This is a genomic window from Cupriavidus basilensis, assembly GCF_008801925.2.
GTDB lineage: Bacteria > Pseudomonadota > Gammaproteobacteria > Burkholderiales > Burkholderiaceae > Cupriavidus > Cupriavidus basilensis.
In genome coordinates, this window is sequence record NZ_CP062803.1 from 2930978 (window position 1) to 2944193 (window position 13216).

Below are 13216 nucleotides of genomic sequence, written 5' to 3' on the forward strand. Positions count from 1 at the left end.
ACGTTCTGTTTGAACGGGTGGCAGGCTTCAGTCGATCCGAAGAGGCTCGAACGACTTGACGAGTTGGTCCACCGCCTTGACCTGCCGCAGCAGCGGTTCGAGCGTGTCCAGTGGCAGAGCGCTGGGTCCGTCACAACGTGCATGCGCCGGGTCGGCGTGTGCTTCGAGGAACAAACCGCCAATGCCGACCGCCATGCCGGCCCGCGCGAGTTCGGGCAACTGTTGGCGACGCCCACCCGAAGCCAACGCATCCGCTTCTCGCCGCTGCAGGCTATGGGTTACGTCGAACACCAGTGGCAGGCCACTGCTGGCAACGCTCATTTCGCGGAAGCCCAACATGTCCACGACGAGATTGTCGTAGCCGAACTGCGTGCCACGCTCGCACAGCAGGACGCGCGGGTTGCCAGCCTCGTGCAGTTTGTGGACGACATGCCTGATCTGGCCCGGGCTGAGGAACTGCGGCTTCTTGACATTCACTACCCGACCGGTGCGGGCAATGGCGGCCACCAGATCGGTCTGCCGGGCCAGGAAGGCCGGAACTTGCAGTACGTCGGCAACGGCAGCGACCTGCATGGCCTGCTCAACCTCATGCACGTCGGTCAAGACTGGGCATCCGAACCGCGACTTGACCGCATCGAGGACCCGCAGCCCTTCCTCCAGGCCGACACCTCGGAAAGAATGGATCGACGAGCGATTGGCCTTGTCGAACGACGCCTTGAAAACGAAGGGTATCCCCAGCTTGCGCGTCACCTCCGCGAAGTGCTCAGCCGCAGCCAGGGTCGTATCGAGATCCTCGATGACGTTGATGCCGCCGAACAGCACGAACGGCAGGTCGTTGGCGACTGTGATGCCCTCGGAAATGGCGACGTGCAGGGAGGTGGCTGATGATGTCGATCGCATAAAAATTCCTCTCGTGATGTCAACGACCGCAGGCGAAAGCGCCGAGCGTCGTCGGCGAAGAATGCCTCACGGTCTTGAGCTTTGCGTGCAGACGCGTCCACAACAGCGCTTACAGGGTCCGACCGGGGTCCGCACCGGCGACTCCGCCCGTGACCACGGTCTTCCTTCAGCGGCTCACTGAAGACCGAGCGCCTTCATCAGCCTCGGCTTCTGGCTCGCGAAGGTGCCATAGAAGACCTCGTCGCCGACGATCGTGATCGGGGCCACGCGCACGCCGGTTCGTGACTTGGCCTCCGCGGAAATCTTCGGGTCGGTCAGGTCGCGCTCTTCAAACGCGATGCCCTGCTGGGACAACCACTCCTTTAGTGCCCGGCAGTCCGGGCAAGTTGGAGTGCTATAGATGAGGATGCGCGGGGTGTTGGCTTGGTTCATGGTCGTGCCTTCACTTGCCCCGAGCGACAAGCCAACTCTTCATCATGGCGATCTCGCCTTCCTGCGCGGAGATGACCTCCTGAGCCAACTTGCGGACCTCCGGGTTCTTGCCGTACTGCAGCGCCACCTTGGCCATGTCGATCGCACCCTGGTGGTGCGGGATCATGCCGCGCATGAAGTCCACATCGGCGTCGCCGCTGAAGTCGATCATCATGTCCGCATGCATGCGGTCGTTGCCGGCACGGTAGGCGGCCGTCGAGGCATCGCCCGAGCTGCCGGCCGCCGCCTGCTGGCCGTTGTCGCCCAGCCACTTGTTCATCATGGCGATCTCGCCTTCCTGCACGGTGATGACCTCCTGGGCCAGCTTGTGAACCTCCGGGTCCTTGCCGTACTGCAGCGCCACCTTGGCCATGTCGATCGCGCCCTGGTGGTGCGGGATCATGCCACGCATGAAATCGACGTCGGCGTTGCCAGTGAACTGCGCTCCCATCCCGGCGTGCATCTGGTCGTTCACGGCGCGATACGCGGTCGTGGAAGGACTGTCATTGGCCGAGGCGCTGGAGGGCATCGCGTGCCCTTGGTGACCTCCGCCCGCACTGGCCTGCATCGCTTCACCCGACGGGACGACCACCTTCTTCTGGACGGCCATCAGGCCGGCGGCGACCACGACGGCGCCCGCAATGAACAAGAGGCTGAACTTGTTGACCTTCATGAAAAAACTCCTTGAATGAGGTTGATGGGTTCACTGTAGGGCCTCCCATTGTTGGAAGGTCAAGCCCTTATTTCGCCCGTCACTTGGCGCTGCACGGCGGTGTGCCCATGCCCATTTCAGTTGCAAGTAATTCTCAACAAAGGTAGGATGTTAGGACGTTAATAGCGAGAGTCCAGGATCATGTCCCAGCAACCGAAAGTTCACGACACCAGCGATTTCCCCATCGTCCGCTTCGACGGCGCAAGCATCTACAACGGATACAGCAGCGCCTGGTGCGCGGAAATGGATGAACTCGTCGCCTGCGGAAAGCCCTTCGTGCTTATCTACGTCGCGGGAGGGCCAGAAGAGACTCTCGACGATCGCGCTCAGCGCGGCGTCTGGCTGAAGACTCACAAGGAGACGCTTGGCGGCACATTGCTCGCGCTCATCCACGTCGAACCGGATTCGGATAAGCGAGCCCAGTTGGAGGCCATGCTGCCAAAGCTCGTCCAGGCTTTCGGTACACCGCAGTCCACCCGGGCCACCCACGCCGATGCCGAGGCGCTGGCCCGGTATGTCCTGGCGGGTGGTCGCGTCGAAGATTCGATATGAACAGCACCGTCCGGTCGCTGTAGCGCACCAAGGGCCTATCCATGAGGACCGGCTACCGCGTGCTCTCCGGGAAACAACCCGCGTTCCGATCAACGGGGCCGGCGACCGGCTGCTCGATGGAAAGCGGCATTGCCAGCGCGGGAGTCGCGCTCGGATCAACCCGATTTCTCAAGTGCCGCAATCAGCGGAGCGACCACGTTCCGCACAGCCGCCGCAGCTGCTTCTCCATCCTGGCGCTCGATAGCATCCACGATCGCCTCATGGGTCGCGAGACCCGGCTCGGGCAGTTCCTTGTCCTTCAGCGCAGTCAGCGTGTTCATGCGGACCGAGTTCGCGAAGTAGCGGTACAGCTCAGCCAGCGCGCCGTTGCCGCACATCCCGGCGATCGCGCAGTGGAAAGCCGTATCGGCCTCGGCAAAGGCCGCGCTCGATGCGTGTTGCTCCTGCTCGCCGCGGGCCTTCAACAGTCGGCGCAGCAGCCCAACGTCCGCCTTGGACCGATGCACCGCGGCCAACCTGGCCGCCTCGGTTTCCAGCATGCAGCGCAACGCGAAGTGCTCTCGCAAGCCGGAACGCCCGACACGGCGCATGACCTCGGCCGGATCGATATTGGTTCGCACGTAGGTGCCATCACCCTGGCGGACTTCCAGGACCTGGCCGTGCGAGAGCACGCGAATGGCTTCCCGCACCGTGTTGCGGCCAACCTCCAGCATCTCGGCCAGTTCCTGCTCCCTGGGGATGCGCTCGCCGACCTTCCAGGCGCCTCCCTCGATCTGGCCGCGGATCAGCTCAATCGTCGAATCGACGAGCGAACGCCGCGGCGCCTGTGGGAGTGTGAAGCGGTTATTCATCGCGGTTCTCAAATGACGTAGAGACGGGAGCCCATCGGACCTCGATTGTAGCAACTCAGGCCTTATACATAGGATGATTCTATGTATTTGACAAAAGAGCAATTGCCGACGGCCTGTGCTTCGTTGCGCGCGACATGCGATTTTCCACCACGCCCGTGCGAGCGGGATTTTTTTCAACACCTTTTGGAGTATTTCGACCATGAACAACATGCAGCACGCCCTGTCATTCAGGCCCCTTCGTTCTTCAGACGGCTTGCGCTGCCGTCCGGTGCAGGCTTTGGGAGCGATATTCCTCGGGCTGGCTTCACTCGCCTATAGCGTCACGTCGCAGGCGGCAGATGAGCCAGAGAACGTGAAGGTGGTCCGGCAATACCTTGACGCCTGGAATGGCGGGCGAACCGACGCGATGGAAAAAGTGCTCGATTCCAACGTCGTCTATTTCAATACCAGCAATGAAGCGTCCCGCACTGGGCCTCAAGCCATTACCGAAGTCTCGCAGTTTCTGATGAAAATCCTGCCCGACCGAAAAATGAAAATCCGTTCGCAGCCGGTTGCCTCCGGCGATGGTGTGGCGATCGAGTGGGAATTCACCGCCACCAAGAACAGCAATGGCGGGACGTCGCCCTCCAGTTCGACCATCAGTTATTTCGGCGCGAGCTTCTTCCGTGTTTCGAACGGAAAGATTGTCTATGCCAGCGACTACTACAACCACAACACCATGCAGAAGCAGCTTCAGCAGTAACGTAAATCCGCAAACAGGAAATCACCGACATGTCCCGCTTCATCATGCACAAGCCCTCGGCGCCGCCAGCGCAGCGGTGAGGCAAGCGCTTTTCCTCAATCCAAGGTAATTGCGCTGGTGACTTGATGAATATCTGACACGCCGGTTATCGAGCCTTGTCTCGATGAAATAGAAATCCCGAATGAAACTACCAACCACGAAGCAGGAACTCCTTGACAAGGTTCGCGCCAGCCACCGAAAGCTCGGGGTAGAAGCTGCCACCATTCCCGCCAGCCACTACCGGCACACGGCCATGATCTGGCAGGAGCCGCGCCTGCATACCAACGCTGCGATGGTCCTGGTGGACGTCATCGTCTGGAACACGATGATCCTGCAGTTCGCGCATGATCGGACGCCTGGACCTTCGGCGTCCTTTTACTCGCCGAGTGCGATGGCGCAGCGGGCCGAGCGTCTTTCTGCCGGCTTCCAGCGCCGTTTCGCGGGCAGAGACCTTCGCGAGCTGGAAGCCATGCTCACGGAGGGACAGGACCGGGTGCTCGACTGCGTGGCGCACCATTCGAACGCCTCGCTTTTCGATCCCGCGTTGAGCCCGATGAAGACCCTCGGGCGCAAGATCCAGTTCTTCACCTCCACCGCCTACGACGACGCGCTGTCGAGGCTGCGCCAGTGGAAGCAGGTGCTGTAGCGGCCGAGGCGACCCACTGCGCGGAGCGCCTCTTGCACCGCTCCGATCAGACCGGAGCTGGCAGCGCCGGCTTTCGCGCGGCCTGCCACAGCAGCGGCACCAGGATCAGCGCCAGTGACCTGCTCCCCCCAGGCCGTACCAATGTGAAGTAGCAAGGGGTCCGCCATTCAGGAGAATCGCAGACATGAGGAAGAGCAAGTTCACAGAGGAACAGATCATCGGGTTCCTCCAACAGGCCGAGGTCGGCATGGCGGTGGCGGAGATTTGCCGCAAGGGCGGCTTCTCCGACGCCACGTTCTACAAGTGGCGCGCCAAGTTCGGCGGCATGCAGGTGTCAGAGGCCAGACGGCTGCGCGAGCTGGAGGCGGAGAACGCCAAGCTCAAGCACCTGCTGGCCGAGGCGCACCTGGATCTGCATGCGCTCAAGAGCGTGCTCGGGGTAAAAAGGTAGCCCCACAAGCCCGGCGCGAGCTGATCACGCAGCTGGTGCAGGAGCACCAACTGTCCGAGCGTCGCGCGTGCGGGCTTGTGGGGCTAAGCCGAGACAGCTACCGGCACCCACCGGTGCCCAGCGCACAGACCCAGGCCCTGAAGGACAAGATCGTCGAGATCGCGCATGTGCGTCGGCGCTTCGGCTACCGGCGCGTGCACGACCTGCTGCGCAACGACTTCCCTGGCGTCAATCACAAGCGGGTGTACCGGCTCTACAGAGCGGCCAATCTGGCGGTTCGCAAGCGCAAGAAGGCCAAGCGCCCCGTGATGGAGCGCACGCCCCTAAACATCGCCCAACGCATCAACGAGGTGTGGAGCATGGACTTCGTCAGCGACAGCCTGGCCAGTGGCCGGCGCATCAAGTGCCTGACCGTGGCCGATGACTTCAGCCACGAATGCGTGGAGATCGCTGTGGACTACGGCATCAGCGGCCTGTACGTCACCCGGCTGCTGGATCAGGCGGCGCGCTTCAGGGGCTACCCGGCCGCCGTCAGAACCGACAACGGCCCGGAGTTCACCAGCCGGGCCTTCATCGCCTGGACGCAGGAACACCACATCCGGCACATCCTGATCGAGCCAGGTCGGCCCATGCAGAACGGCTACATCGAGAGCTTCAACGGCAAGTTCCGCGACGAGTGCCTCAATGAGCACTGGTTCCAGAGCATGCGCCAGGCACGCACCGAGATTGCCGCATGGCGTCGGGACTACAACGAGGTTCGGCCTCACAGCAGCATTGGCCGCATACCGCCAGCCAGGTATGCCCAGCAACTGCGTCAGCACGCAGGCGACGCAGCTCGTCATGAGATCCCTGCCCAAATCCATTAACCTTCAACCCCAGGACCCCAACCTAATCACTGGTACGGCCTGGGGGGAGCAGGTCAGTGACGGCGGCTGCGAAGCAGTAGCCCACAGCAGGAAATCGAACTATGAAACGAATAACCCCTTTCCTTCTGGTCGCAGTACTCGGGGGCACTGAAGCAGGCCAGCGTGTCTACTCATCGCGCATGAATTGCCTGACAACCTTTCAAATTTAGAGAAGATAAATTGAAGTTCTGACGGGAATTTCTCAGTAAAAGAATCCTATCTTTCTCGTCAACAGACTGAACGGCACCCCCTGAGTTTTTATGCATATATTCAAGATCGGCAAATTCTTTAATGATTCACCACAAAAAAGGCGGGAAGCCCATTGAGCGATCCCGCCATAGCAAAAAACTCAAACATGCTCACATCAGGAAACTTTACCCTGAAACGATCCCTTGAAATTTAAGCGCATAGTAATAATAAGATTTAGCCATTAGCCGAATCTTCCAAAGTTGGCGCACTGCTTGCTACGTTTTTAAGCGACTCCGCCATAGTGAAGTACGGAGACCACTGTTTTGCAAGTTGGTCAACCGTAAGTCCTGCGGAGATAATATAGGTTGCAGCTGCAATAACCTCTCCAGCAGATTCGCCTACCATATGAATACCCAGAATCCTTCCTGTCTCACGCTCGGATATCATCTTGATTATCCCTTTGTCGTGACGACTTACAATAGCACGTAGAACAAAGGAAACCGGAATTTCACGAACATCATAGGCAATTTGGGCCGCCTCAGCCTGCATAGGAGTCATGCCGACAGCAGCCATCTCGGGCGACGTGAAAATGACGCGGGGCAAGGCGGTGTAGTCTAGGGACCGAGGCTCGTTGCCCAGAGCATTGCTCGCGGCCACGGTCCCCTGCGCACTAGCGACATACACTAATTGAGCCATACCAGTGACATCGCCCGCTGCCCAGATGCGAGGATTTGAGGTTCGCAGATGTTCGTCCACAATTATTTCGCCTCGATCGCCCCTGGACACATTGACAGCATCCAAGTTGAGTCCTTCAGTTGCCGGACGGCGCCCCGTCGCTATGAGAATCTTATGGGCGAAAATTTGCTGAGTACGTCCTTCGGCGACGACAGTTGCAAGCACCCCGCTCTCGTGTGGTACGACGTTTGTCAGATTGGCGCCAGTATGGAACATGATGCCCTCCGCTGACAGCGCCTGCTCCAGTGCCGCAGAAATCGCGGGATCCTCGAACGGTGCAATTCGAGGAGCTATCTCGACCACTTCAACCTTGCTGCCCAGTCGAGCGAACAATTGACCTTGCTCCAGACCGATCGCATTGCCGCCGACGACCAGCATGGACTCAGGCACCTGCTCAAGGGACATGGCCGAGCCGGAAGTGAGAAAGTCCACCTCACTGAGGCCAGGAATGGAAGGAATGAATGGCGCTGCCCCACTGGCGATCAGTACCTGCTTGGCGTACACCAGGTTTGTGTTTCCGTCTGAGTCCGCGACGACGAGCGCTACGATATCTGGCTCATCTGACGCTACAAAGGTCGCCTTGCCGCGAAATACCGCAATACCTGCATCCTTGGGTGCTTGTACATGGAAAGACTGCCGGAAGTGCCCGATCATTTGATCTTTATCTCTGACAAGCAAAGACAAGTCGACAGGCCCGGCCGAGGTCGCTATACCTGGGAACTTCCCATGCGCAGCAGACATGCGAGCAGAAGCCGCCGCAAGCAACGTCTTTGAAGGAACGCATCCTACATTGAGACAGGTCCCTCCTGCCAACCCCTGTTCGATCATGGCGACTGTTTTGTCGAGCCTACGTGCTTCGTTCGCTGCGGCTCTAGCCGCCGAACCGGAACCTATCGTGACTAGATCATAGATGACGGAGGGCTGTTGTGCGGAAGCCGCTGTTGTCGTGTTCATAAAAGAAGCCTCAAGGAAATTGCAAAGAAAGAGACAGATCGGTCTCCTTGAGGGATTGTAGACAACCCTGTCTCCTTGTGTCAACATGTCGCGTATGAATCCTCACAACGATGAATAACATCATGGACAAAAAAGAACAGTTAGTCGCAACTGCCTTTAACCTTTTTTATAAGTACGGCATTCATGCTGTTGGCATCAATCGGGTACTTGAAGAGTCCGGCATTGCCAAGAAAACGCTATATAACCATTTCTCCAGCAAGGAAGATCTAATTGCTGCGACCGTCGAATATTGTGATCAGCAGTATTTCTCTTGGCTCGATTTGCGTTTGCACGAAGCGACGCCAGGTAGGGACGCCTTGTATGCCATGCTTGATGCTTTTGACGATCTGTTTCAGGGTCTCGATCAATCCAAGCCACTTTTCTTGGGTTGTTATTTCATTAATGTCAGCGCCGAATTCAGCAATCCGGATCATGATATACATAAGCTTTGCGCCCGAAACAAAGAGGCTATGCTGCGATGGATCACACACCACACTTCACTTGTCATAACGTCCAGAGAATCGATAGTTCAAATCTCTGAAACAATTGCTATGTTGCTTGAAGGGGCGATTATTCAGGCTCACGTTCTTGGAGATCTGCACGCTGCTCGCAAAGCCAAAGCCGTGGTTAAACTGCTTCTTGATAAATCTAACTAACTAACTAACTAACTAAATTCATCTGTCCATACAACTCTTTGACCATCAATAAAGGTGGAACGGCAAAGTAGCTTTCCGAAGTTTCAGCAGTGGAGACAAGTCGTGTAGTGCCGGAACGGGCCACTTATCGGCTTCCAGTCCTCGATCAATGCCCCAAGTCAAGTCAGTTGCAACCGTACCGCCCCTGCCACAGCAGCGGCACCAAGATCAGCGCCAAGGCCGGGAAGATCATCCAGTTGACCGCTTGCCAGCCCGAGCTGTGCAGGATCGACCCCGCGAGGAACGACACGGCCGCCGTGGCGGCGAAGACGAAGAAGTCGTTCATGCCCTGCGCCTTGCCCCGCTCGGCCGGGGTGTGGCAGTCGGTGACCATCGCCGTGGCGCCGATGAAACTCAAATTCCAGCCGATGCCCAACAGCGCCAGCGAGCCCCAGAAGTGGGACAGGCCGAGCCCGCCCAGGGCCACCACCCCGGAGGCGGCGAGCAGCACCATGCCGACGGCGGTCACGCGCTCCTTGCCGTAGCGCACCATCAGTCGCCCGGTGAAGAAGCTCGGCCCGAACATCGCCAGCAGGTGCCACTGTATTCCTAGGGCGGCGTTGTCCACCGAATGCCCGTGGTTGACCATCGCCACCGGCGCGGCCGTCATCACGAACGCCATCACCCCATAGGACACCACGCCCGCAGCCACGGCCAGCAGATAGCGCGGCATCGCCAAGAGCTGCAGCACCGTCCGACCGCTATCGGCGACTGCTTCGGCCTGGGTCTGGCTCGGCGTGCGCAGCATCAGCAGGATCGGCAAGGCGATCAGCGGCAGCAGCGCCTGGCTGAGGAAGCTGCCAACGTAGGGCGTGCCCGCTACCGCATCGCGCGTGAAGATCACCAACTGCGGCCCGATGATGGCGCCCGCGAGACCGCCCACCATGACCCAGGAAATGGCCTTGGCCTTAAGCGCGTCCTCGGCGGTGTCGGCGGCTGCGAAGCGGTAGCTCTGCACATACGCGCCGTAGAAGCCCGCCAGGAAGGTGCCGGCGCAGAAGATCCAGAACGAGGCCAGCATGATGCCCAACGCGGCGATCAGGCCCGAGGCCACGCCGAAGCCGACCCCCACCACGTATCCGTTGCGGCGGCCATGGTGCCGCATGATGAAGGCGGCAGGCAAGGTGCCGATGGCAAGACCCAGGCCGAACAGACTCACGGGCAAGGTGATCCAGGCCGAATTCTTGGCAAGCTGCTGGCCGACCAGCCCACCCAGCGACATCACGATGGGCGCGCTGGCGCCGCCGAGCGCCTGCGCGGCGGTGAGAACGCCGATGTTTCGGCGCGTGATGCTCTGGTCGGTCATGGGCGTCTTTCTTATTCGTTTGTCTGGCCGGAAATATTACACGCATGAATATATATTCAGTTATATGGACATGCGATGCTCACGAACCATCGCGAGCCGGTCCATCCTCGGAAGCCCCGGCGGAAGCAGCACCGTGCAGGGCCAATGCGAGCAGGTGCTCTTTCACCTGGATCAGTTGCTCCATGCGTTCCTCAACACAGGCGAGATGGCCTTGGACAGCCTGCCTTAGCAGCTCAGGTTCCAGGAACCCCTCATGTGCCCAACCCAGTAGGCGGCGCACGTCATCCAGGCCGATTCCCGAGGCACGGTAGTTGCGAATCAGGTGAAGCCGTTCGACATGGGCCGGGCCATAGCGCCGATAGTTGTTGCGTGACCGCTCCGGGGCTTGCAACAGGCCCTCCCGCTCGTAGAACCGAATGTTCTCCGGGGGGGTGCCCGTCAAGCGCGCAAGTTCACCGATCCTCATCCGGTTCTCCGTGCGCAACGATGGGGAACGCCGCCGTTGCGCATAGCCCTTATCCCGGCGACCGTGCGGGTAATGACCTCGGCCACGGGCACCTGCGGCGCCATCGGCGCGCCCGCCGGGGGCGCCGCGGCCTTGCCCTCGTCCTTGGCGTCGCGGGCAGCGATCGCTATCCCCCCGACGGCTGCGATGACGCCTGCCACCACAATGATTCTGATTTTTTTACGCATGGAAGTGACCCTTTCTTGGATGCAGGACTCCGGCCCTTCCGAAGCGCTCTGCAGACATTTGTGTGGAGGCTAGGCGTTACAACGACGGCAAGGTCAAGCCCTCTTGTTGCCTCAGCGGGCAGACGGCACGGACAAGGTGGTGGGACGCCCGGCGTCGTCGCCGTGGTTGGCCTCCGGCGCGCCCTTGAAGCGCAGCAGGCGCAGTGCGTTCAGCGTGACCAGGGCCGTGGCGCCGGTGTCGGCCAGCACGGCAACCCACAAGCCGGTGATACCCAACACGGTGGTGACCAGGAACAAGCCCTTGAGGCCAATGGCGAATACGACGTTTTGGTGAATGTTGGCCATCGTCGCCCGCGACAGGGCCACCAGGTGGGCCACGTCCGTGACGCGGCTCTTGAGCAGCGCGGCATCGGCGGTTTCCAGCGCCACGTCCGTGCCGCCGCCCATGGCGATACCCACGTCGGCGGTCGCCAGGGCCGGCGCGTCGTTGATGCCGTCGCCGACCATCGCCACCTTGGCATCACGCTTCATCTCGTTGACCAAGCGCAGCTTGTCCTGCGGCAGCAGCTCGGCCTCCCACTCGATGCCCAGCTTGCCGGCGATCGCCTGCGCGGTGCGGCGGTTGTCGCCGGTCAGCATGACCGAGCGCACGCCCATGGCGTTGAGCTGGGCCACGCCTTCGCGCGCGTCGCGGCGGGGCTCGTCGCGCAGGGCCAGCAGGCCCAGAACGTTCTTGCTGGCTTCGTCGAACAGGACCACCACGGTCTTGCCGCCATCCTCCAGCTTGTCGATTTCCCTGCGGTGCGCGGCTGTCAGCGTGGCCGTCTGTTCCGCATGGGCGGGCGATCCGACAGCGAGCGCACTGCCGTTCACGGTGGCGCGCACCGCCTTGCCGGCAATGGCCGATGCGCCCGTGGCCTGGGGAATCGCCACGTCCAGGCTCTTGGCATGGGCGACAATGGCCTTCGCCAAGGGATGGTTTGAGCCGGACTCGACAGCGGCGGCAAGCGCAAGGACCTGTTGATGCTTGAACAGCCCGAAGGGCAGGACCTCGGTGATGCGCGGCTTGCCCTCGGTCAGCGTGCCAGTCTTGTCGAAGGCAATGGCGCGCACGCGGCCGATGGTTTCCAACGCGTTGCCACCCTTGATCAGCAGGCCCCGTCGCGTGGCCACCGCAAGGCCCGAGGCGATGGCCGCCGGTGTGGAGAGCACCAGCGCACATGGGCAGGCAATCAACAGCAGTGCGAGGCCGCGGTACAGCCAGGTACCCCAGTCGCCACCCATGGCAAGTGGCGGAACCACCACGATCAACGCCGCGATGGCCATGACGGCAGGGGTGTAGTAGCGGCTGAACTTTTCGATGAAGCGAGCCGTGGGCGCCTTGGAGGACTGCGCCTGCTCCACCAGTTGGATGATGCGAGAAATGGTGTTGTCCGATGCCGTCTTCTCGACTTGTACTTCGAGCACGCCATCGACGTTGATGGAGCCGGCGAACACGTCGGCACCGATAGCCTTTTGACGCGGTACGGACTCGCCGGTGATAGGCGACTCGTCCAGGCTGCTTTCACCGCGGAGGATCTTGCCGTCCGCAGGCACCCGGTCACCAGGGCGCACCAGCACGCGGTCGCTCACGCGCAGGGAAGCGGCGGGCACTTCGCGCTGCCCGCCCGCGGCATCGAGCAGTACCGCCGTCTTAGGCACCAGGGAGGCCAGCGCCTTGATGCCGGCGCGCGCGCGGCCGGCGGCCACGCTTTCCAGCAGCTCGCCGATCGCGAACAGGAACACCACGGCAGCAGCTTCCTCGGCCTCGCCTATCACGAGCGCGCCCAGCGAGGCGACGACCATCAGCGTTTCGATAGAGAACGGCGAGCCTGACACAGCCAGCGCGAAGGCTTTGCGAGCGAACGGCAGCACGCCCGCGATCACCGCAGCGGCGAAGATCCATTCAGCGTAGCCAGGAACGAACTGCGCGATCGCGTAGGCCGAGCCCATCAGGCCGCCCAGGCCCAGCACGTGCTTGCCTTTCTTCGTCTGCCACCAGCGCTGATGGCGCGCCGTCGATGCTGCTGCTGGGGCCGCGGGTGCTGAGCCATCATGGCGGCGCACGTCGGAGACGCCGAAGCCCAGGCTCTTGATGGTCTTCTCGATGTGGCCGAGCTGCGTGGGGCCGCCAGACGCGAGCGTCAATTCCAGCGTTTCTGCGGTGAAGTTTATGCGGGCATCGGACACGCCATCCATGCGAGCGAGCGCCGTTTCGATCTTGCCGACGCAACTGGCGCAGTCCATGCCCTCGACGCGCATGGACACGTTGGGGGGCGTGCTGGGTGCTCCACGGG

General features: G+C 61.0%; 14 protein-coding genes. 5 read left to right on the forward strand and 9 right to left on the reverse strand.

Annotated features, from left to right (window positions below; all coding sequences use genetic code 11):
- Positions 1-27: 27 nt before the first annotated feature.
- The 3 genes from kdsA to copM all read right to left on the reverse strand — a co-directional run bounded on the left by kdsA (position 28) and on the right by copM (position 2044).
- Complete coding sequence (kdsA, locus tag F7R26_RS13480) at positions 28-873, reverse strand: 3-deoxy-8-phosphooctulonate synthase (protein WP_024082531.1); 846 nt, start codon at positions 871-873, stop codon at positions 28-30.
- Between the two features lie 201 nt (positions 874-1074).
- On the reverse strand, positions 1075-1332 hold the full coding sequence (locus tag F7R26_RS13485) for a glutaredoxin family protein (RefSeq protein WP_003821132.1): 258 nt from the start codon (positions 1330-1332) through the stop codon (positions 1075-1077).
- Between the two features lie 10 nt (positions 1333-1342).
- On the reverse strand, positions 1343-2044 hold the full coding sequence (gene copM, locus F7R26_RS13490) for a CopM family metallochaperone (protein WP_003821133.1): 702 nt from the start codon (positions 2042-2044) through the stop codon (positions 1343-1345).
- Positions 2045-2224: 180 nt separating this feature from the next.
- Between copM and F7R26_RS13495 the strand changes: the two genes are divergently transcribed.
- Positions 2225-2635 (forward strand): hypothetical protein, encoded by a 411-nt coding sequence (locus F7R26_RS13495; protein WP_012614065.1) that lies wholly within the window; start codon positions 2225-2227, stop codon positions 2633-2635.
- A 155-nt stretch (positions 2636-2790) separates the two neighbouring features.
- Here F7R26_RS13495 and F7R26_RS13500 read toward each other — a convergent pair whose 3' ends face one another.
- Positions 2791-3486, reverse strand: coding sequence for a FadR/GntR family transcriptional regulator (locus F7R26_RS13500; protein ID WP_003821135.1), 696 nt, complete (start codon positions 3484-3486; stop codon positions 2791-2793).
- A 199-nt stretch (positions 3487-3685) separates the two neighbouring features.
- Here F7R26_RS13500 and F7R26_RS13505 point away from each other — a divergent pair, with 199 nt between their 5' ends.
- The 3 genes from F7R26_RS13505 (at position 3686) to F7R26_RS13515 (ending at position 6230) form a co-directional block, all read left to right on the forward strand.
- Complete coding sequence (locus F7R26_RS13505) at positions 3686-4228, forward strand: nuclear transport factor 2 family protein (protein ID WP_015912832.1); 543 nt, start codon at positions 3686-3688, stop codon at positions 4226-4228.
- 181 nt (positions 4229-4409) lie between these two features.
- Positions 4410-4913: a ClbS/DfsB family four-helix bundle protein gene (locus F7R26_RS13510; protein WP_003821138.1), complete on the forward strand. Its 504-nt coding sequence runs from the start codon at positions 4410-4412 to the stop codon at positions 4911-4913.
- Between the two features lie 184 nt (positions 4914-5097).
- Positions 5098-6230 (forward strand): IS3 family transposase gene (locus F7R26_RS13515; RefSeq protein WP_122975108.1). Its coding sequence is split into 2 segments (ribosomal slippage): positions 5098-5353 and positions 5353-6230, totalling 1134 coding nucleotides; the frame shifts between segments, so codons are not numbered across the junction.
- A 462-nt stretch (positions 6231-6692) separates the two neighbouring features.
- Here the strand turns inward: F7R26_RS13515 and merA are convergent.
- Positions 6693-8147 carry a mercury(II) reductase gene (gene merA / locus F7R26_RS13520; RefSeq protein ID WP_003821139.1) on the reverse strand — a complete coding sequence of 485 codons (1455 nt, stop codon included), beginning with the start codon at positions 8145-8147 and terminating at the stop codon, positions 6693-6695.
- A 122-nt stretch (positions 8148-8269) separates the two neighbouring features.
- On the opposite strand from merA, the gene F7R26_RS13525 reads away from it, so the two are divergent.
- The gene (locus F7R26_RS13525; protein WP_017638772.1) at positions 8270-8842 is read left to right on the forward strand and encodes a TetR/AcrR family transcriptional regulator; all 573 of its coding nucleotides are present in this window, start codon (positions 8270-8272) and stop codon (positions 8840-8842) included.
- Positions 8843-9005: 163 nt separating this feature from the next.
- Here F7R26_RS13525 and F7R26_RS13530 read toward each other — a convergent pair whose 3' ends face one another.
- From F7R26_RS13530 to F7R26_RS13545, 4 genes are all read right to left on the reverse strand, one after another.
- A complete protein-coding gene (locus F7R26_RS13530) occupies positions 9006-10187 on the reverse strand; it encodes an MFS transporter (protein ID WP_012614063.1) in 1182 nt (393 codons plus the stop codon).
- Between the two features lie 79 nt (positions 10188-10266).
- Positions 10267-10653 carry a MerR family transcriptional regulator gene (locus F7R26_RS13535; RefSeq protein WP_015912830.1) on the reverse strand — a complete coding sequence of 129 codons (387 nt, stop codon included), beginning with the start codon at positions 10651-10653 and terminating at the stop codon, positions 10267-10269.
- Positions 10650-10880 carry a hypothetical protein gene (locus F7R26_RS13540; RefSeq protein ID WP_236044107.1) on the reverse strand — a complete coding sequence of 77 codons (231 nt, stop codon included), beginning with the start codon at positions 10878-10880 and terminating at the stop codon, positions 10650-10652. The genes F7R26_RS13535 and F7R26_RS13540 overlap by 4 nt, the downstream gene beginning before the upstream one ends.
- A 111-nt stretch (positions 10881-10991) precedes the next feature.
- Positions 10992-13181: a heavy metal translocating P-type ATPase gene (locus F7R26_RS13545; protein ID WP_017513344.1), complete on the reverse strand. Its 2190-nt coding sequence runs from the start codon at positions 13179-13181 to the stop codon at positions 10992-10994.
- Positions 13182-13216: the final 35 nt, after the last annotated feature.

Coding starts and splice junctions, on each gene's coding strand:
- F7R26_RS13530 (WP_012614063.1), bottom strand. CDS start 10,187: ATGACCGACCAGAGCATCACGCGCCGAAACATCGGCGTTCTCACCGCC.
- merA (WP_003821139.1), bottom strand. CDS start 8,147: ATGAACACGACAACAGCGGCTTCCGCACAACAGCCCTCCGTCATCTAT.
- F7R26_RS13505 (WP_015912832.1), top strand. CDS start 3,686: ATGAACAACATGCAGCACGCCCTGTCATTCAGGCCCCTTCGTTCTTCA.
- F7R26_RS13500 (WP_003821135.1), bottom strand. CDS start 3,486: ATGAATAACCGCTTCACACTCCCACAGGCGCCGCGGCGTTCGCTCGTC.
- F7R26_RS13495 (WP_012614065.1), top strand. CDS start 2,225: ATGTCCCAGCAACCGAAAGTTCACGACACCAGCGATTTCCCCATCGTC.
- F7R26_RS13525 (WP_017638772.1), top strand. CDS start 8,270: ATGGACAAAAAAGAACAGTTAGTCGCAACTGCCTTTAACCTTTTTTAT.
- F7R26_RS13510 (WP_003821138.1), top strand. CDS start 4,410: ATGAAACTACCAACCACGAAGCAGGAACTCCTTGACAAGGTTCGCGCC.
- F7R26_RS13545 (WP_017513344.1), bottom strand. CDS start 13,181: ATGCGCGTCGAGGGCATGGACTGCGCCAGTTGCGTCGGCAAGATCGAA.
- F7R26_RS13535 (WP_015912830.1), bottom strand. CDS start 10,653: ATGAGGATCGGTGAACTTGCGCGCTTGACGGGCACCCCCCCGGAGAAC.
- F7R26_RS13485 (WP_003821132.1), bottom strand. CDS start 1,332: ATGAACCAAGCCAACACCCCGCGCATCCTCATCTATAGCACTCCAACT.
- copM (WP_003821133.1), bottom strand. CDS start 2,044: ATGAAGGTCAACAAGTTCAGCCTCTTGTTCATTGCGGGCGCCGTCGTG.
- F7R26_RS13540 (WP_236044107.1), bottom strand. CDS start 10,880: ATGCGTAAAAAAATCAGAATCATTGTGGTGGCAGGCGTCATCGCAGCC.